The organism is Brevibacillus sp. MER 51, from assembly GCF_023714195.1.
GTDB lineage: Bacteria > Bacillota > Bacilli > Brevibacillales > Brevibacillaceae > Brevibacillus.
In genome coordinates this window covers 209161-228371 of record NZ_JAMAUS010000007.1, presented here as the reverse complement: position 1 = coordinate 228371, position 19211 = coordinate 209161, and the positions used below count along the sequence as shown (strand labels likewise).

General features: G+C 47.0%; 18 protein-coding genes. 11 read left to right on the top strand and 7 right to left on the bottom strand.

Going from position 1 to position 19211, the window contains the following annotated elements; genetic code table 11:
- Positions 1-43 precede the first annotated feature (43 nt).
- Together M3630_RS17105 and M3630_RS17100 are read right to left on the bottom strand one after the other, a co-directional pair.
- Complete coding sequence (locus tag M3630_RS17105; protein ID WP_251252849.1) at positions 44-1012, bottom strand: ABC transporter substrate-binding protein; 969 nt, start codon at positions 1010-1012, stop codon at positions 44-46.
- Between the two features lie 214 nt (positions 1013-1226).
- Positions 1227-2375, bottom strand: a complete 1149-nt coding sequence (locus M3630_RS17100) for a glycosyltransferase family 2 protein (RefSeq protein ID WP_237899657.1) — start codon at positions 2373-2375, stop codon at positions 1227-1229.
- Positions 2376-2548: 173 nt separating this feature from the next.
- On the opposite strand from M3630_RS17100, the gene M3630_RS17095 reads away from it, so the two are divergent.
- From M3630_RS17095 to M3630_RS17055, 9 genes are all read left to right on the top strand, one after another.
- A complete protein-coding gene (locus tag M3630_RS17095) occupies positions 2549-3451 on the top strand; it encodes a class I SAM-dependent methyltransferase (RefSeq protein WP_251252848.1) in 903 nt (300 codons plus the stop codon).
- A complete protein-coding gene (locus M3630_RS17090) occupies positions 3408-4109 on the top strand; it encodes a glycosyltransferase (RefSeq protein WP_173611739.1) in 702 nt (233 codons plus the stop codon). The genes M3630_RS17095 and M3630_RS17090 overlap by 44 nt, the downstream gene beginning before the upstream one ends.
- Before the next feature lie 2 nt (positions 4110-4111).
- Complete coding sequence (locus M3630_RS17085) at positions 4112-4813, top strand: hypothetical protein (protein ID WP_251252847.1); 702 nt, start codon at positions 4112-4114, stop codon at positions 4811-4813.
- Positions 4814-5134: 321 nt separating this feature from the next.
- Positions 5135-5491: an alpha-helical endospore appendage domain-containing protein gene (locus tag M3630_RS17080; protein WP_251252846.1), complete on the top strand. Its 357-nt coding sequence runs from the start codon at positions 5135-5137 to the stop codon at positions 5489-5491.
- 57 nt (positions 5492-5548) lie between these two features.
- Entirely contained in the window at positions 5549-5917 is a 369-nt protein-coding gene (locus M3630_RS17075) for an alpha-helical endospore appendage domain-containing protein (protein ID WP_173611736.1), read from the top strand.
- A gap of 35 nt (positions 5918-5952) precedes the next feature.
- On the top strand, positions 5953-6729 hold the full coding sequence (locus tag M3630_RS17070) for a hypothetical protein (protein WP_251252845.1): 777 nt from the start codon (positions 5953-5955) through the stop codon (positions 6727-6729).
- Between the two features lie 28 nt (positions 6730-6757).
- Complete coding sequence (locus tag M3630_RS17065; protein ID WP_251252844.1) at positions 6758-7681, top strand: MBL fold metallo-hydrolase; 924 nt, start codon at positions 6758-6760, stop codon at positions 7679-7681.
- 26 nt (positions 7682-7707) lie between these two features.
- The gene (locus tag M3630_RS17060; RefSeq protein ID WP_251252843.1) at positions 7708-9579 is read left to right on the top strand and encodes a glycosyltransferase; all 1872 of its coding nucleotides are present in this window, start codon (positions 7708-7710) and stop codon (positions 9577-9579) included.
- A 226-nt stretch (positions 9580-9805) separates the two neighbouring features.
- Entirely contained in the window at positions 9806-10750 is a 945-nt protein-coding gene (locus M3630_RS17055; protein WP_251252842.1) for an alpha-helical endospore appendage domain-containing protein, read from the top strand.
- 78 nt (positions 10751-10828) lie between these two features.
- Here M3630_RS17055 and M3630_RS17050 read toward each other — a convergent pair whose 3' ends face one another.
- Together M3630_RS17050 and M3630_RS17045 are read right to left on the bottom strand one after the other, a co-directional pair.
- Positions 10829-11170, bottom strand: coding sequence for a zinc ribbon domain-containing protein YjdM (locus M3630_RS17050; protein ID WP_221868698.1), 342 nt, complete (start codon positions 11168-11170; stop codon positions 10829-10831).
- A gap of 63 nt (positions 11171-11233) precedes the next feature.
- The gene (locus tag M3630_RS17045; RefSeq protein WP_251252841.1) at positions 11234-13078 is read right to left on the bottom strand and encodes a helix-turn-helix transcriptional regulator; all 1845 of its coding nucleotides are present in this window, start codon (positions 13076-13078) and stop codon (positions 11234-11236) included.
- A gap of 155 nt (positions 13079-13233) precedes the next feature.
- Between M3630_RS17045 and M3630_RS17040 the strand changes: the two genes are divergently transcribed.
- Entirely contained in the window at positions 13234-15126 is a 1893-nt protein-coding gene (locus M3630_RS17040) for a serine hydrolase domain-containing protein (protein ID WP_251252840.1), read from the top strand.
- A 105-nt stretch (positions 15127-15231) separates the two neighbouring features.
- Positions 15232-15780, top strand: a complete 549-nt coding sequence (locus M3630_RS17035) for an NADPH-dependent FMN reductase (RefSeq protein ID WP_221868695.1) — start codon at positions 15232-15234, stop codon at positions 15778-15780.
- Between the two features lie 148 nt (positions 15781-15928).
- Here the strand turns inward: M3630_RS17035 and M3630_RS17030 are convergent, their stop codons facing one another.
- From M3630_RS17030 to M3630_RS17020, 3 genes are read right to left on the bottom strand one after another with little or no spacing between them, the layout of a single operon-like run.
- Positions 15929-17110: an ABC transporter permease gene (locus M3630_RS17030; RefSeq protein ID WP_251252839.1), complete on the bottom strand. Its 1182-nt coding sequence runs from the start codon at positions 17108-17110 to the stop codon at positions 15929-15931.
- Complete coding sequence (locus M3630_RS17025) at positions 17107-17826, bottom strand: ABC transporter ATP-binding protein (protein ID WP_237899669.1); 720 nt, start codon at positions 17824-17826, stop codon at positions 17107-17109. The genes M3630_RS17030 and M3630_RS17025 overlap by 4 nt, the downstream gene beginning before the upstream one ends.
- Positions 17827-17838: 12 nt before the next feature.
- Positions 17839-19101 (bottom strand): efflux RND transporter periplasmic adaptor subunit, encoded by a 1263-nt coding sequence (locus tag M3630_RS17020; RefSeq protein ID WP_251252838.1) that lies wholly within the window; start codon positions 19099-19101, stop codon positions 17839-17841.
- Between the last annotated feature and the right edge of the window lie 110 nt (positions 19102-19211).

The following is a 19211-nucleotide window of genomic DNA, read 5'->3' as shown; positions in this document are numbered from 1 at the left end:
GACCAGATCAGCGATCGGTCTTTTCCAGCATTTGCATCGTATGTTATTTTTCTTTGCTATATAAGAGATTCACTGCCTCTTCTACAATGCGTTCCGCAGATTTCAACCCACGATAGCGCGTCCAGAGGTCACGATTTACTTTGTGTACTTCTTGATTTTTGACTGCGGTGATATTGTTCCAGAGCGGATTTTTCTTCCATTCGTTCAAAAGCGCGTCGTCGGCTTCCGCCAGGAAAATCACATCTGGGTCCCACTGCACCATTTGCTCCAGGCTGATTTTTACTGTTGGTTCTGGCGCATCTTGAATGGCATTTTTGATTCCAATCATTTCGAGCAACTCGCCATCAAACGATTTCGCTCCATGTGCAGACAGCGAATCTGCGCGGAATACTCCTAGCATGACTTTGCGGGAATCTTCAGCCGGTACTTTCTTTTTAAACTCTGCGATGATCTCCTTGTGCTTGATCAGGCGCTGTTCTGCTTCTTTTTGCTTGTTCAGTGCTTCCCCAATCGTGGCAAACGAGCTCAAGTTTTCCTGATACGTCGAGTTGCGGCTTTTCAAAATGATCGTCGGTGCAATTTTTTGCAAATCCTTGTAAATGTCCTTGTGGCGATTCAAATCACCGATAATCAAATCAGGCTGCAACGAGCTGATGACTTCCAGACTCGGCTGCTGGCGTGTCCCCACAGGGGTATACTCGATTTTTTTGCCGATCAATCCTTCTACGTCCTTATCCTTCTCCTGCGCGATTCCTACAGGCGTCACTCCCAGCTCCCATAACCCTTCTACAAAGGAGTACTCCAACGCGACGACTCTTTTCGGGTCTCCGGTAATTTCTGTTTCGCCCAGCTCGTGTTTCACGATGCGCTTTTGTGCGGTTTGCCCACTATCTTGACCTGCTGCTGGCTGTTTTTGCTCTGCGCTGCCACACCCGGTCAGTAATACTGTACCTGCCAGTGCAAGCGTCCAAAACATATAGCCGAGACGCTTCATTCCGTTTGTTTGCTTCATTTTTTGTCCCTCACTCGATGTAATTGATAATGATTATTATTACCGATAAAGTGCGTTTTTTATTGTAACAATCCGCTGCCGCAAATGAAACATTATGTTTATTAAACCTTTTACCGCAATAAAAGTGATTAACGTCATTTTGTTCATGCTCTGCCATTACGAAAAAAAGCCGTTACGCCTGAACCATCGACGTAAACGGCTTTTCGCCACGATGCTATTTGTTGTTTAGCGTATGACTTACTTCCGTCTTCAAGCTCAGCTTCTCTAATGCTTCCTTGGCAGGCGCATGATTCTCCGCCATAGCCAGCGCCATCCGATAAGCAGCCATAGCCTCTTCCACTTGACCCAATCCTTCGTAGCAAAGCCCTTTGTAATACCAGGCGTGAAAACTTCCCGATCCCTTCAAGGTCAGATGCCGAATGTTGCTCTCACCTAGCTCCAGGCAGTGATCGAACGTCATCAATGCTCGTTTGTAGTCCTTTTTCAAATATTGAATGATCCCTTTGTACAAATGTAAATCAACGTAGTCAGGATAAATCTCGATTGCCTTTTCAATTCCTGGCCACGCCCCCTCAGCACTGCCCATCGAGATCAATGTAGAGTATTTGAGCTTATAAAGGAGCGAAGGAGGCATCATATGATTTTCGAGAAACCCGATAATAGACAGATTCACGAACTTGAACGTTTTCTCATGCTCCTGGATACGTGAGAATTCACTGGCAAGATGATACTCAATCCATGGAGAGTGGTCTTCTTTTTCCAATTCCTTCATGAGTAGTTGAATATTGCGCTCGAATTTGTTCTTTCTGCCAGTACATTCATTCAGGTAGCCGTAATGGTATATCCGTACAGGCAAGATTGGAATGTGGAAATCCTCGGTCAGATTGGGAAGAACCTCTTCTACGTTGAGCGTTTCGTGGATCGGAAAATGGAAGCGAAAACCGATGCCATTGCGAAACAAACGTGAGTGAGCGATATGAAAAGCATCGTCTTCATTTATTTCATCTCCAATGTAATTGATTAGATGGATATAAAAAAGAGAACCTTCTTGACCGCGAAGCAGCTCCTTCAAGTTCTTGCTGTCTTCCTGATTCATTTCCTCATCGGCATCCATCCACAAGATCCAGTCGCCTGTTGCTTTTTCCAGTCCAAAGTTTCGCGCTTCTGCGAAGTTATCCTGCCACTCATACAAGTGCACGACCGCTCCGAATGACTTGCCTATCTCTACCGTTTTGTCGGTACTCCCCGTGTCTACGATAATCATTTCATCCACAAGATCTTTCACGCTTTCCAAGCACTTGTGAAGGCACTTTTCTTCGTTTTTTACAATCATACATAAGGAAATTTTGGGCGCCTCAGACATGATGCTCATCTCCTTTTACACACATCACTGAGATCGTAGTCTATCCCCCCTTTACTCTATGAGTGGACTGCTTTTTTCAGAACGGTGCCATTTCCTTGGCTTTCGAACCTTTTCCTGGAGCAGCGCATAGGTAGTTGTAGGCAGATATCACAAAGAAAGCAGGGATCGTATCCATGCATGACTCATGTCCTTTGTGCAACAGTACTCAGGTGGCGCTTTTCCACCAGTACTCTACCTTCTCACTCCTAACGTGCAAAGATTGTGATCTCGTTTTTCAACCTCACCTCGACCAAGTCAACGTGACACAGCTGGTTGCAGACATTTATGACGCGAGTTGGGTCTCCATGCGGGATCAATACGCCAAGAATACATTTACGGAACACGCGATCTTCCATACATTGCTGCTCGATATGTGGTTTGCGGAAAAAGGGAAGCTGCTCGAAATTGGTCCAGGAACAGGAGAGTTGTTATTCCTTGCTCGTGAGGCTGGGTGGGAGGTTGTCGGGGTAGAACCGTCACAACAATCATGCGCATACGCCCAAGACAGGTATGGGTTACAACTGGTTCATTCGTTGTGGAACTCCGCCGTGCTCGCCCCCGAACACATTGGTACATTTGATGCCATCGTTTTTTGTCACGTCTTTGAGCATATTTCGCATCCGAAGCAATACCTTGAAGAATTGAAAGGGTTTCTTAAACCAGGAGGAAAAATCATTTTTAGCGTGCCGAACAAAAACTCGTTCACCAATAAATTGTTTGGAGTGTATTCCCCGCTGTATACCGAGAACGACCACCTCTTTCATTACTCCCGTGACAATCTAATCTCACTCCTTCATCAGGGTGGCTGGGAGGTTCTCTCCATCTTTTCTCGAGAAGAAACGAACCGATTGGAAAACCATCTGCGCAAGACCACGCAAAAAACTTTGCCGATCCAGGACATCATGAAGCTAGCCGTGAATCTTCAGTCGAACTTCCAGGGCCATGAAATCTTCTGCATTGCAACACGACAAGCGCAGGAGGTGCAGCACATAGATGACCAGAGCCAAACTAACTCTTTCCATGATTGTGAAAAATGAAGGCAATCGCTATTTGAGACGAGCACTGGAAGCACATAAAGACTTTATTGACGCAGCCGTCATCATCGACGATGGCAGTATGGATCATACCGTGGATCTCTGTAGAGAGGTTCTCAAGGGCATTCCTCTTCATCTGGTTCAAAACGCTACCTCTCAGTTCTCCAACGAGGTCGCCTTGCGCAAACAACAATGGCAAGAAACGATTCAGACTGATCCGGGATGGATCTTGAATCTGGACGCCGATGAACTCATGGATAGCTCCTTCCCCTCGAAAGTCTCCGAGATTTTGGAACAGCAGACATACGAGGTGATCTACTTTCGTTTGTACGATATGTGGAGTGACACGCATTATCGCGAAGATGAGTATTGGAAAGCCCATCATTACTATCGTCCTTTTATGGTCAAGTACCGCCCTGACTTCCCATATTTATGGAGGGAAACCCCTCAGCATTGCGGCAGATTCCCTCTCTCGATCCACCAGTTCCCTTACCTGTGCCATCCGTCACGCGTGAAACATTTTGGCTGGGCCCGACTCGAAGACAGACAAAGCAAATACAACCGTTATCAACTCCTCGACCCCGACGCCAGATATGGCTGGAAGGAACAGTATGAATCCATCTTGGATCAACATCCCAATCTGCTGGAATGGGTGGAATGAAGATGATCATTCGCGAGATCGAAAAGGCTTTGCAGCAGTCCAATTGTAATCAATGGCGATACAACTCTCTCTCGTTGAGCAAACAGGCCCTCGTACATGTATGCCGTCATATCAACAAAGAACGTGAGGAGTGTCAGGTGCTTCAGTTGGGTGGAGGTGACTCCGCTCTGTTTTGGAAATCACTTGGCGATCTTGAACTGCTCCGGGTCCAAGCAACCATTGTGGATCATCATCCGATTCGTGCAAAGGAAATCAAGGAGAGTCTAGGGGATGTACCGCAAGTCGATTTGGTGACCAGCTCTTTGAAGCAATTATCCGAAGAGGAATGGAACAAGGTCTTCGACAATCCAGCAGAGAGCAAGAGCTTGTGGCCTGCCATCGGACAGAATGTTCCCGAGAATCAATTTGATCATTTTTCTATACAAAATACCTTTTACGCCGATTTGGACCAACTACTGCTTTCGCTATCCGGTCATTCGGTAGATGTCATGGTTGTGGACGGTCCGCATGGCAACGGCCGCTCTCTTGCCTACCCACTATTTGTTGACACACTCAAACCCGATGCACTTATTCTCGTAGATGATTTTGATCACTATCCCTTTCTGGCATATCTCGGAAAAATCTATCACTACGAAGAGCTTTTTCGAGAGATAGCCGGAAATCGTCGCTGGGTCTTGGTAAGGCTCCAGGGAACCAAAAATTAAGTCCATGAGGTGATGAGTATGTCTCAAGCAACCATTCCAAATATTACACTGTTAGCATTATCCCGAGCACCTCTACCTCGTTATCCAATCAATACGATTAAGTTGTCATATTAAGATCGCGGATACATAACATGTACTGCGAGGAAGTTTCCATTTCTTCACTATCAATCACGCGATCCTATGACGATCCTATCGTTTTTGTTGCAAGAAACTTGGCCGAAGGCGTTCTGTGCAAATAAAGGGAAGCAGATCGCCTTCTTCATTGGGCTAGTCTTATTTTGTAGGTATACAAAGCCATACAAACAAAGGATGTGGATAACGATGTCAATGCCCACGGTCCCCAATATAACACCGGAAATCATATTGAAACGAAACGAAGTATTAAATCTGCTTCTCACCTCCATTGCGCTGGAGGAAATCGGACTTTCTCACATTATTAATACAGAGGGGGAAAAGATCCAAAGGATCGTGAAGGAGCAATCGCTCTCGCTCAATGATGCGCTTGCCTTAAACAACAGCGTAGAACGAATGCTGCGCAATGTCATCAAGACCGAGATGCTCCTACAATTCAGGCTGGAGGATATTATCAAGCTGGAGCAGATGCATAATCATGAGCATAATCACGATGACTTGCCTGACGCCCCTAACATCCCCGACCTTTCTTGCTTCAAAGAATAACCCTTACTACTTACACTGCTTTTCATGGGATCCTAATTTTACTGAAGAGGGATGATGATGACCTTACAAGATAAAGTTCCTTCATATGATGTGCCTACGCGCGAAGAAGCTCTGAGTCATTTGCTGCAATCGATTGCCCTAGAGGAAGAAGCCTTGTCCAGATTGCTAAACGCCGAAGCTGACAAAGCCCTTGCTTTCGTTGGCAAAAATCTGGACTTCCCCAACAACCCCTCCAATGATGAAATTATCACCTTTAATCGTACAGTCATTTCGATTCTGGATTCGGTGCTGATGGCTGAGTGGCTTTTGTTAAAAAAGCTGGATGCAGCCATTCACATGTACCCTGTGGCGCTTAAATCAAATTTTGAGATGGAAGCATCCAATTTCGGGGATGAATCGGATGACGACTTCACCATCGACTATTAACGATTGATCATTTCAGGAATTCGAGGTCAATTGCCATGAAGAACAAAGGTATCGATGACCAAACCGTTCTAAAGCTGACCTATTCCATCGTCCAGTTGATCAAAGGATTGGAATCTCGCTTTCATCATGCCAAAGATTATGAGCTCATGCTGTTTGGCTACCAAATATCGACGATGATCAATCTGCTCGTCAGACTGCATACCCACATACATAATAAGCAGATTGCTCACAGCTTCCTTTTTGAATCGCATTCCACTAGTGAAATGCACACTCCTGTCCTTGCTGCGATAGCTCAGTTATCGGAAGTGGTAAAGACATGGAGGTTTCCACATAAGCAAACCACCACCTTGATAGAAAATCATCTGCGGCAATTACAAGCTTTCTACTCGATAGAAATAGAACCAGAAGAGGATTCCCCCTGCGACGAACCGATGCAATTGGAGCTGGAAGGAGATATTCCAGATCACGAACCTGTACAGCTAGATTCAGGTGAGCAACCGAAAACCACTGACGTCCCACCTATGCCTGCCCCAACCCCTCCATTGCTCGCAAACAACGCACGCATCGATACAGCCAACAACCGGAAATCAGTACGTCTAAAACCCCCATTATTAGCACAGGCTGCCTCCGTCCCTACTCCCGATAAAAACAAACGCAAATCCAGGCGTCCCAAGCCTGTAACAAACATGGTAAAAGTGCGTGGCCAGAAAAAAATGCTCGCAAAGCAAGAGTCTGCACCTAAAAAGCCTCCCTTTGTACCCAACTCCGTAAAGGTACGTATCGGCAATGTCACCAAGGTCATCCACATATGAACCTGAATTTAATGAAGGAGTAAGGGATATGGATCGTTTGGAATTGATCGAAGTGTCCGGCAACAGTTATGTGGTCTCCGGTAAATACGGGATCGGAGTTTATTTGGATAGATCCAGCAAAACTGCTGTTTTCATGGATAGCGGACCGAATGCCACGGTCATCGAGAAAGTATGCACGAGAATCAGCGAACGAGGGTATCAAATCATTGCCGTTGTTCATACACATGGTCACGCTGTTAACCACGGTGGCAATCCCTATTTGAAAAAAAGGTTCCCCAACCTCCGCATCTATGCGACACATCTGGCATCCTATCTCATTGAAAATCCACATCTCGAGCCTTTGGCATTCGACGCAGGTGGAGATTCTGATACGAAGCCTGATGAAAACAATGAGAATATACGTGCACTCGTAACGGATTATCTGCCATCCACCGATGGTATCTTTCACGTCCATACCATTCCATTTAAAATCGTCTCCTTGCCTGGGCATTCGCCGGGAATGGTCGGCATTATTACCCCTGATCATGTCCTGTACTGCGGCGATGCCTTGTTTGGCGCCAAAACATTGAACAAGCAGGAGCTCCTTTTTTTTAACGATCTGAGGGCTGCCAGAAGAAGCTTCAAGAAGCTCTCGATGATGAAATTGAACGCTTATGTGCTGTACCATGGCGGACCCTATAAGACAGTCACGGGGTTAATTAACAAGCATCTCACCCTACTAAAAGACACCTCTGCTTTTCTTGAAGCATGGATTCATGAGCAGCCACGCACTCTCGAACAAGTAGTCCAAAAGGTCATGCAAAAGTATGGGTTTGAAGATGACTTGCACCGCTACGGTTTGACTACCTCGATCATCCGCTCTTATTTAAAAGAACTACAGCAAGAGAAGCGAATTGTCGCAAAAGTGGACAATGGTTTACTGCTATTCAGCAAACCTGCGGCAACCACTTGAACACAGGCTATGTATGGGGGTGTACCATGGGTAAAAAACGTATTTTAATCGGTAGTCCCATCCAGCAATTCCCGATCATTTTGGAGGAATTCCTTCTATCCCTCACGGAGCTGACTACCAAAAACGAACTGGTTCATTACATGTTCATTGACGATAACAAAGACCCACTATCCAGTACACTCTTGGCCGATTTCGAGAACGAGAACAAACGAACCGTCATCCTCAAAAACACAGACGATGATACGTATGTCCGTCATGAAATGACTCATTATTGGACGGAACGAAATATTTGGAAAGTAGCGCAAATGAAAGATACGATTATCTCCTATGCGCTCAAAGAGGGTTTCGATTACCTGTTTTTGATCGATTCCGATCTCGTTTTACACCCTCACACCCTGCAACAATTGCTGCAAGCCAATAAAGATATTATCTCCAACATTTACTGGACACGCTGGCAGCCTGATTCGATTGAGCTTCCTCAAGTTTGGCTGATGGATCAATACACACTGACACGCGAAGGCGCGTCCGAATCAGTGGAGAACCAAAACTTTTTAGAGATGCTGCGTAAGCCGGGGGTGTATGAGGTAGGAGGCCTCGGTGCATGCACGTTAATCCATCGAAAGGTCTTGGAGGCAGGCGTCAATTTTAAACGAATAGCGAACTTGTCGTTCTGGGGAGAAGATCGGCATTTTTGCGTTCGGGCTGTAGCTATGGGCTTTTCTTTGCATGTGGATACACACCTTCCTGGGTACCACATCTACCGTCAGTCGGATCTGGCAGGAGTGAGCGCGTATCGCAAAAAAAATGGCATGACAGCGGGGAAAGCAAATCAGATTTCTATCAGCTTATGCATGATCGTTAAAAATGAAGAAGACGCTCTTGAGCGTTGCCTATCCACCGTTGCGGATCTCGTCGATGAAATCATTATCGTCGACACGGGTTCAACCGACGGCACGAAAGAAATCGCGTCTAACTATGGCTGCACCATTTATGATTTCGAGTGGATTGATGATTTTTCAGCTGCACGCAACTATGCATTCAGCAAGGCAACATGCCCTTATATTTTGTGGCTGGATGCAGACGATATCCTTCTGGAAAAAGACCGCCAGCTCTTCCTCGAGTTGAAGTTTACATTGAATTACAGCATCGACAGTGTGACGATGAACTACAACCTTTCTGTAGACAGCAATGGAAATGTGGCATACAGCATTCGCCGCAATCGCCTCGTAAAACGGGACCGCGGTTTTCGCTGGATCGGACCCGTCCATGAGTATTTGGAAGTGAGCGGAAACATCATCAACAGTGACATATCCATCACGCATAACAAGCAAAAGGAATACACGGACCGCAATCTGCAAATCTATCGACGCAGGGATGCCAAAGGGGAAGAATTCTCTCCACGGGACTTATACTATTATGCGAATGAATTACGCGACAATCAGTATTATGAAGAGGCCATTACTTTTTATACGAAGTTCCTGAACACCCAACAAGGCTGGGTAGAGGACAACATTAACGCTTGCTTGAAGTTGGCGAGTTGCTATTCCCACCTCTACGAGAGACAAAATGTTTTGTCGTCGCTATATCGTACGTTCAACTACGATCGCCCACGGGCGGAAGCGTGCTGCCAGATTGGAGCCATTCATGTCGAAGATAAAAATTGGCTGCTGGCCATTTTTTGGTATGATCTTGCAACGAAAGTAGAGCGACCTGCTGAAAAGCTCGCACACATCGACCACGTTGCCTGGACCTGGCTACCTCATCTGCAACTCTGCTTATGCTATTCTCAAATCGGGGATAACGAGAAATCACGTCACCACAATGATATTGCCTACTCCTACAACCCCACTCACCCTAGCATTCTCTACAACAAAAGGTATTTTGAGTCTCTGACCTGATTCCCCTCGTGATCATGAAAAAGTTACCCACCCTGTGGGTGAAGGTATACATGCCAGAAGCAATGGTGGTCTATTTTTTGATGAGCACGGTGCTTACCGGTAAACACAAAGGTCAATCTGGAAACCAGATTGGCTTTTTTCTGTTTCCATACAGCCAGGCACGCACACAGATAAAGCCTCATAGCATAGTAATAAGTTTTTGAATGTAACAGGAAGGATGAATGCCATGTCTCAAGCCTATATTCCCAATATTACTCCCACCATTACTGTAACGAGAGACGATGCTATCAATCTCCTCCTTACTTCCATCGCCATCGAAGAGCTCAGCCTCGGGCATATAATGAATGCAGAAGCAGAAAAATTGGAATATGCCATTGGTACACTACCAGGCTTGACTGTTCCTGCTTCGGTAAGCGATCTCCTTCTGGTGAATGCAAGCGTTCGCCAAACCTTGCAAGACGTTGCAAAAAAAGAAATGCGCTTGCAATCGAAACTGGAAAACATCCTGTCTGTTCCATCCAGCAGCACAGGTGGCATAACGGGCGCTACGGGCGTCACAGGAGCTACGGGCGTTGGTATTACTGGAGCCACGGGCGCGACAGGAGCCACGGGCGTGGGTATTACTGGAGCTACGGGTGCCACTGGAGAAACGGGAGCGACTGGGGCCACGGGCGCGACTGGACCTGCTTTCACCACTGAAAACTTCTCAGCCTTCTTATCAACGGTGACCCTTAACGAATCTTCTCAATTAGTTGACTGGTCAACAGCCAGCCCCTATTATGGCAGTCCAAGTTTCAATCCGCTAACTGGCACTTATACAGTACCAGCGACTGGAACTTACGCCATAAAAGCAACCATTAATTATAAAACGACCACGGCCATTACCGATAATTTAGGCCCAGAAATCACCCCTGCATTTGAAGTACAGAGAATCACCCCTACTGCAACAAGTCTCATTATCGGTGATTTCCCAATTCTCAACGTAAACATTGCTCTCGTACTCACATTGAGAGCTATTCTGGGTGCTGGGACCATCACACTCGTAGGTGACGTTCAACTCAATTCAGGTGATACACTCGGTTTGTTCTATGTTGCCAATGGATTGACCATCGACCTCAACTTAGGTGGAGACGGCCAGGGCATCGTCTGGTCCATTCATCGTCTCACCTAACAAGACCTTGCCTTTATGCAAAAAGCTGACTGCAATCTACCATGCAGTCAGCTTTTTCCTATCCGTTACATTCTCGGCTTACACCTTTTTCACAAATTCCGATTTCAATTTCATTGGACCAAAACCATCGATTTTGCAGTCGATATCATGGTCTCCCTCAACCAAACGAATATTTTTAACTTTTGTCCCGATCTTCACGACCAATGAAGTCCCTTTAACCTTGAGGTCTTTAATGACGGTTACGGTGTCGCCATCGTTCAAGACGTTCCCATTCGCATCCTTGATGACCTTGTTATCTTCACCGTTGTCGCTTTCTGCTTGCAAAGTCCACTCATGGCTGCATTCCGGGCATACCAAGGAGCTTCCATCCTCGTACGTGTATTCTGACTGGCATTTTGGGCAATTTGGCAATTGACTCATCTTTGATATAACCTCCATTCGATACTGTCCATTCTACCATAACTAGCCTGAAAATCTGGCCATCTAACCAGTAAGCCCTTCGTCCCGTGTTTTTTTAACGGCCTCTTCGCGATTTTTTACACCCAGTTTTGCATAAATCACTGTGGTGCAATTGCGTACCGTTCCTTCAGAAAGAAAGATTTTCTCCGCGATTGTTTTCATGCGAAGCCCCTCTACTAACGAGGCCAGTATGCCCCTTTCCCGTTCGGTCAACCCATAGGGACACTCGCGTCCTTGCTTTTGGCGAAGTCCAATCAGCTCTTCTTGCTGCAAGCGCATTTCTTTGAAAAGGACATCCGCAATCTTATGGTTAATCAACGCTTCACCCTGATGAACAACTCGTATCGCCTCTACGAGCTCGACCGGACTAACCGATTTTAACAAGTAGCCATTCGCGCCTCTCCCTAGCGTTTCTGCTGCAAGGGCTGTTTCTTCGAAGGTCGTTAACATAATGACACGCATATCCGGCCACCGTTCACGTATCGCTTGTAGTGTCTTCGCCCCGTCCATAACAGGCATTTGAACGTCCAAAAGTACGACGTCGGGCTTTTCCTTTGGAATAATGTCCAGTGCCATCAAGCCGTTTTCTGCGATCCCGACCACCTGCAAATCTTGCTGATTCTGTAAAACGAGCTGCAAGCTTTCCCTCACAATGGGCTGATCATCGACGATCAGGATACGTATGCCTACACTTTGTACAGCCTGCTTAGCTGGCAGACTACAAATGACCGTCACACCTCCTTCGTCCATACAATGGATCGATAATCGTCCCTGAAGAGCTTCCAGCCTTTCCTTCATCGATTGCAAACCAAATCCGAATTCGATCGCCCCATTTCCTTCTCCATTATCTTCGACCTGCAATCGGATCTGGGCTTCTTCAAAGTAAAGTCCCACTTGAATTTGTGATGCTTTTCCGTGTCGCACAGCATTGGTCAGCGTCTCTTGCAAGCAGCGGTACAAAGTCAGCTTCATGGACCGGCTCAATGCATACTCAGCGCCGTACATACGCAGCTTGACGGACACCCCTGTAGCCACTTGAAATTGCTCGATCAGTTCAACGAAGGCGGACTCCATGGTCGTAGTAGATTCATAGCCATTCTGAGCCCACTTATGGAAAATCCCTCTGGACTCGTCCAAACCTTGTCGGGCCATCTGCAAAAGCATGTCCAGCCGACTAGCCTCCGCATCCGGTATTTTAGACCGAAGCATCTCCATCCCCATAATGAGTGATGTCATCGTGTGTCCAATCGTATCATGCAGCTCTCTGGACATTTTGTTCCGTTCTTCCAGCAGCGTGATTTCCTCCACTTGGGAGGTGTATTGCTCCAAGATTTGGTTCTGGTGTTGAATAATCAGGCCTTGCTTGTGCATACGGCTAAGCAATTGAAAGGCAAAACCAAGCGCATATGCCGCGAAATGGTACACAATTAGATCGCTTACGGCTATAGGATCGAAATCAAACCCAATTGCCTCGCCCACAAGAAACGGAATCGCCAAAATCGCCAATGGTCCCGTCCAGCGATAAGATCGTTCCACACTGTGATATCCGATGAGAAAAGCGATGGGGATGAACTGCCATCTTACTCCTTCAAAAAAGAAGTTCAAGGCAATACACAAGCTTCCACTCACTATAATCTCAGCGAACAAATATAGGTTACGAGAGTATCGACGCAAACAACTGGGGACGACAAGCACGAAGAACAAAACGATCCATGTCATCACTATCGGATAGGGCAATTGATCGTGATGGCGGACAAAGCCGAGAATAATCGTCAATCCCCACATAAAGTGGATGATGAAGATCATCCAGTCGACCCATAACCATCGTTTAACAAATGCAAGCAATTGGCACACCTCATCTACACCCAAACTTTCTCTCCATTATATTCTCAGATGACGCCCAGCTACTATCACGATAAACAATGACATTCCGTTACTTCTCACCGTGACACTCATCGCCCTATACTCATCCCTGTCGCTGGCTTACAACAATTGACGGACGCAAAACGCGAAAGGTGATGAACATGACATTATTTGCTCTACGAAATTGGTTTTCCGTTCTGCTCGTATCCTGCCTCATGCTGATACAGCCCCTATCTGTGGTCAACGCTCGCTCGCCGCTTACTGCTCCTTCCATCGAGCAAGTTGTTGATCCTCTCATGAAAAATGAAATGAACGACTTGCATATCCCGGGCGCGGCAATTGTCATTACCCAGGGAGATCGCATCATTTTTAAAAAAGGCTATGGTTTTGCCGACGTGGAACAGCAAATCCCGGTTGATCCTGAGCGTACGGTGTTTCGAATCGGTTCCGTGACCAAGTCGTTTACTGCTACTGCAACGATGCAGCTCGTGGAAAAAGGCAAGCTTTCCTTGCGCGAAGATTTGAATACCGTCCTAAAAGACTACAAAATTACCAATAATCGTTACGGCCCGATCACACTCCACCACCTGCTCACACATACAGCTGGCATAGATGAAAAGATTTATAAAAGAGATAACCGCCAGAGTGTGATACCGGAATTCTCGACCGAAACCGTAAATGAAACGCTTCAGATGCAAGAGACGATTTTCACGCCAGGCAGCAAATTTCAATACAGCAATGCGGGCACCGGATTGTTAGGAAGTGTAGTCGAACAAGCTTCCGGTCAATCTTTGCATGACTATATGCGGGAGAATATCTTCCGCCCGCTAGGTATGGATTCCGCCGAATTGTATCTCCCACAGGACAGGAGCAACTTGGCTAAAAGCTATTATTACGACGGAAACGGCTATCAAACGATTCCTTACTCAGGGATTATTTTCCCAGGGAGTGGTGCCGCTAACATGACACCAGTCGACTTCGCCCCCTATATGATCGCCCATCTTTCTGGCGGCAGCTATAATGGCACATCTCTGCTCAAACCAGAAACTGTCCAGCTTATGCATGCCCAGCAATTCGCCGCCCATAAGCGCATGTACGGAATCGGCTACGGCTTTTTTAAAGGAGAGACGAAAAACGGCATTCCTACCCTATGGGCAAACGGTGGGATTGATGGCTTTATCTCGAAAATGGTGTTGATTCCCTCAGAATCAATCGGCATCTTCCTTACGGTGAACGCCACGCATCCGGGCTTGGAGCTGCACAGCAATGTCGTGAACGCGTTTACCGACAAGCTACTGACAGAGCAAGTCCGCAAGCCCCTAACTCCTATTGATGGAACCATAGACGAAATAAAAAAGCTGGAAGGTCAATATCTGCTTACCCTGACGCCCGAGAATGGCTGGGGCAAAGGGCTTCGTCTGCTCAGTAGCTACCCGTACACAGTGAAGGCATTGGATGGGCAGACGATATCCGTGACTGGTTTATTCCAGAATGAAGGACAGCAATCCCTTGAGAAAAAGTTTGCGCAGGTAGACGAGCATTTCTTTCAAGAGATCGACGGTGAGGAACAGCTATATTTTCACGAGGAACAAGGGAAATTTTATATGACAGGACCGATGAACTTTTCGCTCCCTCGTATCTCCTTCATCGAAAGTCCGCCTGTTCTCTTGGCTCTGTATGTGATTCCCGGAATCGTGTTCATCCTTCTTTCGCTCGTCTGGATCGCTCGTTTCGGGCTACGCAAATGGCGCAAACAATCGCACGCTATTTCGAAAATCGTTCCGATTATGGCTCTGCTTCATAGCTTGTTTTTTATCATCCAATTCACCTATGCAAACGCAGAGCTTGTCTATGGCTACCCGGCCTTCTACCAAGTCGTTGTCGCATCCCTGCCGATTGTTTCGTTGGCCGCCGCTGCTTATTTGCTCCTGCGAATCGGAACAGCCAAGGAACGGGATCGCTGGAAGGTAGCGAATAGCGCAACAGCGTTACTCTCCATCCTGTATACTGGCTATTTATTTTACTGGAACTTTCTTTCGATTCATTACTCATAGGACTCCGAGGCCGCAACTGAGTTTTACAGTTGGGGCCTTTTTTGAAGCATAATGTTTGATCCAAGGAACTACCATTAAACTAAGCCGCATAAGGAGGAACGAACCATGAGTACTTCTAGCTTAACAATCGGGATTATTCTGGGCAGCTCTCGCCCAGGCCGAGTCAGTCCCCAAGTAGGTGCGTGGCTCAAAGGAGTTGCCGATCAACGAGGAGATGCAGCGTATGAAATCGTTGATATTGCGGACTTTCACTTACCGTTCTTTGGCGATCCCAGTGGTGAGCAACAAGTAGCCGCATGGGCGGCAAAGCTATCCAGCCTGGATGGATTTGTATTCGTTACCGCCGAATACAACCACAGCATCACAGGGGTATTAAAAAACGCACTCGACCTCGCCCGCAAGGAATGGTACAACAAGGCGGCTGGTATCGTCAGCTACGGTTCATCAGGCGGAACTCGTGCAGCTGAGCACTTACGGGGAATCCTGGGGGAATTGCAGGTTGCCGACGTCCGTACACAACCTGCCTTCAATCTTTTTACGGATTTTGAAAATTACACTGTTTTTAAACCATCCGAATTGCACACCCCACATGTAAACGACATGTTAAATCAAGTGATTAGTTGGTCAACGGCATTAAAATCGGTTCGGGACTAATAAGAAAACCTCTATCGAGGCCTTTACAAGGAGGAGCGACCGCGTTTTAGCGGAAAGTTTCCATGCGCTCCGGAATTTATTTTATAAATTCCTATACGTTAGAAAAATGACTAGCAGCGATTTCTGCTAGTCATTTCTTTTTCGTTCCTCACTCATATCGCAACGCGTCAATCGGATTGAGCCTCGCCGCCTTATGAGCCGGATAGAGCCCAAAGAAAATACCGATGGCACTGGAAAACCCAAAAGCGATTACGATACTTTCCCACGATAATAACGGCGGCACATCGACATATTGCGAGGCAAACATGGCTGTCCCGATGCCGAGCAGCACGCCAATCGTTCCACCAATCAGGCAGACGATCATCGACTCGATCAAAAACTGCAGCATAATATCTCCGTAACGCGCCCCTAACGCTTTGCGAATGCCGATTTCCCGCGTCCGCTCCGTGACGGAAACGAGCATGATGTTCATGACGCCAATTCCACCGACAAACAGCGCAATCCCGGCTGCGACACTAAAAATCGTGGTGAGCGTACCGGAAAAGGAATCCATCTCCCCCAGTGCGTTCTCGATACTATCGATTTGGTAATAGTTTTCGCGATCGTGCCTGCGGTTTAAGTATTTCTCTGTCTGCCTCTTGGCTGCTTCCATTGTTTCCTTCGACTTGGCTTTTACGGTTATCGTTTGAACGTATTTGAGCCCGTCCATATTGTGCAGAAAGGTAATCGGCACATAGGCACCCTCGGATCGACCAGCGTCAATCATCAGCTTGGCTTCCCTTACCACGCCAATAACGATGACTGATGCTGTTTGGTAAGTCAAACGCTTGCCAATCGGGTCTTCACGTCCGAAAAGCCCTGCCGCTAGCTTTTCGGTTAAAACGATAACCGGCTTCCCCTCTCTTACTTCCTTCGCAGTAAAATATCTGCCTGCAACAATTTTCAAGTTGGGTTGAACCTTTAACAGATCCTCATTTGTTCCTTGTATATATGCGTCCTTCCCCTTTTTTGGGCCTCGAATCGTTCCAAAAAGATCTAAGAACGGCACGGCCGCTTCAATGTAGGGCGATTGTTGGGGAAGTGCATAAGCATCCTCCACTGTCAAATCAGTAATCTTGCTTCCTTGGCCCCACCAAATAGTAACGCTGAAATTAGTAGCACCCAGCTTCTCCAACTGATCGGTATAGGCCTGCTGACTGCCGTTTCCTAGTGTAAATACAGCAATAACAGACATGATTCCGATGATGATCCCAGACATCGTCAAGGTAGCTCGGAGCTTATTTGTCCCAATCCCTTCCAGAGCCGTACGAAAGCTTTCGAGTAAATTCACGTGAGGATCACCTCCTCGGACGGAGTAGCAAACAAACGATTCTCCACTCGCTCATCTCGGATGATATGACCATCTCGAAACGTAATGACGCGCTCGGCATGCTGAGCGATATCCGCCTCGTGCGTGACGAGCAGAATCGTTACCCCTTGCGCATGCAACTCCTGAAAAATCGCCATGATCTCAATGCTGGAACGACTGTCCAGATTCCCTGTCGGCTCGTCAGCAAGTAAAATCGCAGGCTGGTTGACCAAAGCTCTGGCAATGGCTACCCGCTGTCTTTGACCACCGGACAGCTGCGTTGGTTTATGATCCATACGCTGGGCAAGTCCGACACGCTGCAACGCCGCTTTCGCTCTTTTTTTGCGTTCTGTCATGCCGACGCCCGCATACATCATCGGCAACTCTACGTTTCGCAGCGAAGTAGCACGTGGCAACAGATGAAACGATTGAAAGACAAAACCGATTTTTTGATTGCGTACCTGCGCCAGCCCACTATCCTTCAACTTCGTAACATCAATCCCATCCAAGACATACGTACCCGTGGTTGGCCGATCCAGACAACCCAGCATGTTCATAAACGTCGATTTTCCGGAACCAGAAGGTCCCACGATCGCCACGAATTCACCTTGAGCCACGTGGATATTGATATTTTGCAAAGCGAACAGCTCCAGCTCATCCGTCTTGTACTGTTTGGTTAACCCCTCAATGTTCAGCATATGTATCCTCCTTTACTCCGCAAACTCTTCGGGAGATGCTTGGAAGATCACTTCATTTTCTTGCAAGGTTTCCGGTGGATTCGCTACCAATTCTTCACTGCCATCCAATCCGCTTTCAATTTGGATAAACAATTCACTTTCAATTCCAGTCGTCACTTTTTTCTTCTTGGCCTTGCCATTTTCCGCTACCCAGACAAAAGAAGATCCATCTTGATCCGTCACGACTGCCTCAATGGGGACTTGCATGGCGTTTGCTGCTTTTTGCAGGACGATGTTCACATCCACGTGAAAACCTGGCTTCAAATACTCCCTCGTCTCATTTAGATGGACAGCGACCGGCACTCCCGTACTCTCTCCACCCGGCTCTTTGCTGGTTACAGCCATAGGGGATATGCGCGACACCTTACCTTGCAACTGTTCTCCGCCTAAGGAAATGCCTGAGACCACCGCATCCTGTCCGATTTTGATTTTACGCAAGTCAGTTTCTCCGACTGCTGCTTCGACCATAACATCATTTGTATCTCCAACCGTGAGAATTTCCTCGCCTTTACTTAGGTACTTCCCTTGTTTCACCTTCATGGAGAGCACCGTCCCGTCAATCGGAGACACGATACTGCTTTGCACACGTTGCTTTTCATATTTTGCTTTTTCCAAATTCAGCTTTTGAATTTGTGCCTCGTAGGAGCGAATCTCTGCCTTGTCTGGCCCTTTTTGCTTCAAAAGTAAGTCTTGCTTCGCGACCTTTACTCTTGATTCCGCGGTCTGTAGCTTTTGCTTCGCCTCTTCTACAGCCTGTTGGGTAGACACGCCTGCGGTAAACAGCGATTGCGTTCGCTGGTAATCTTTTAATGCCGTTTGGTATTCCCGTTCATGCTGGGAAAGCTGCTCCTGCATTTTCGTGACTTCCTCAGGCTCCACACCTTTGGAGAGCCTTGCGATATTCGCTTCCTGAATGGTGATTTGCGCCTCGATATCCATGATTTCATTGCTGACATCGGACATGTCGATATTGCCGATCACCTGCCCTTTCGTCACTTTGTCTCCCTCCTTGATGGAGAAATTCCGCAGTTCGCCTGCATAGTTGGCGAACAATGTCTGTTCATTTCGTACTTTGACCATGCCCGACGTCAAAATCGTGCTTTCCAAGTCAGCCGTTACCACCGTTGATAACGTGACAGGAACGCCACTCTTCTTTTCGCCCGAAGAAGCCGCATAGCCGCCAAGCCCAGCGGCAAGCACGCCTACCCCCAGCCAGATCCACAAACGTTTTTTCATATTCCTTACCTCCCCAAAAACTTTAAACACCGATCATTATTAGCCAATCAAAAAACCCCACTTTTTCTATTAGGTTCCACCCTGGCTCGTCACCCGATCAGGATAAGGAA

Excerpts from the sequence above, each read along its gene's own strand:
- M3630_RS17105 (WP_251252849.1), bottom strand. The coding sequence starts at position 1,012 with ATGAAGCAAACAAACGGAATGAAGCGTCTCGGCTATATGTTTTGGACG.
- M3630_RS17100 (WP_237899657.1), bottom strand. The coding sequence starts at position 2,375 with ATGTCTGAGGCGCCCAAAATTTCCTTATGTATGATTGTAAAAAACGAA.
- M3630_RS17095 (WP_251252848.1), top strand. The coding sequence starts at position 2,549 with ATGCATGACTCATGTCCTTTGTGCAACAGTACTCAGGTGGCGCTTTTC.
- M3630_RS17090 (WP_173611739.1), top strand. The coding sequence starts at position 3,408 with ATGACCAGAGCCAAACTAACTCTTTCCATGATTGTGAAAAATGAAGGC.
- M3630_RS17085 (WP_251252847.1), top strand. The coding sequence starts at position 4,112 with ATGATCATTCGCGAGATCGAAAAGGCTTTGCAGCAGTCCAATTGTAAT.
- M3630_RS17080 (WP_251252846.1), top strand. The coding sequence starts at position 5,135 with ATGTCAATGCCCACGGTCCCCAATATAACACCGGAAATCATATTGAAA.
- M3630_RS17075 (WP_173611736.1), top strand. The coding sequence starts at position 5,549 with ATGACCTTACAAGATAAAGTTCCTTCATATGATGTGCCTACGCGCGAA.
- M3630_RS17070 (WP_251252845.1), top strand. The coding sequence starts at position 5,953 with ATGAAGAACAAAGGTATCGATGACCAAACCGTTCTAAAGCTGACCTAT.
- M3630_RS17065 (WP_251252844.1), top strand. The coding sequence starts at position 6,758 with ATGGATCGTTTGGAATTGATCGAAGTGTCCGGCAACAGTTATGTGGTC.
- M3630_RS17060 (WP_251252843.1), top strand. The coding sequence starts at position 7,708 with ATGGGTAAAAAACGTATTTTAATCGGTAGTCCCATCCAGCAATTCCCG.
- M3630_RS17055 (WP_251252842.1), top strand. The coding sequence starts at position 9,806 with ATGTCTCAAGCCTATATTCCCAATATTACTCCCACCATTACTGTAACG.
- M3630_RS17050 (WP_221868698.1), bottom strand. The coding sequence starts at position 11,170 with ATGAGTCAATTGCCAAATTGCCCAAAATGCCAGTCAGAATACACGTAC.
- M3630_RS17040 (WP_251252840.1), top strand. The coding sequence starts at position 13,234 with ATGACATTATTTGCTCTACGAAATTGGTTTTCCGTTCTGCTCGTATCC.
- M3630_RS17035 (WP_221868695.1), top strand. The coding sequence starts at position 15,232 with ATGAGTACTTCTAGCTTAACAATCGGGATTATTCTGGGCAGCTCTCGC.
- M3630_RS17025 (WP_237899669.1), bottom strand. The coding sequence starts at position 17,826 with ATGCTGAACATTGAGGGGTTAACCAAACAGTACAAGACGGATGAGCTG.
- M3630_RS17020 (WP_251252838.1), bottom strand. The coding sequence starts at position 19,101 with ATGAAAAAACGTTTGTGGATCTGGCTGGGGGTAGGCGTGCTTGCCGCT.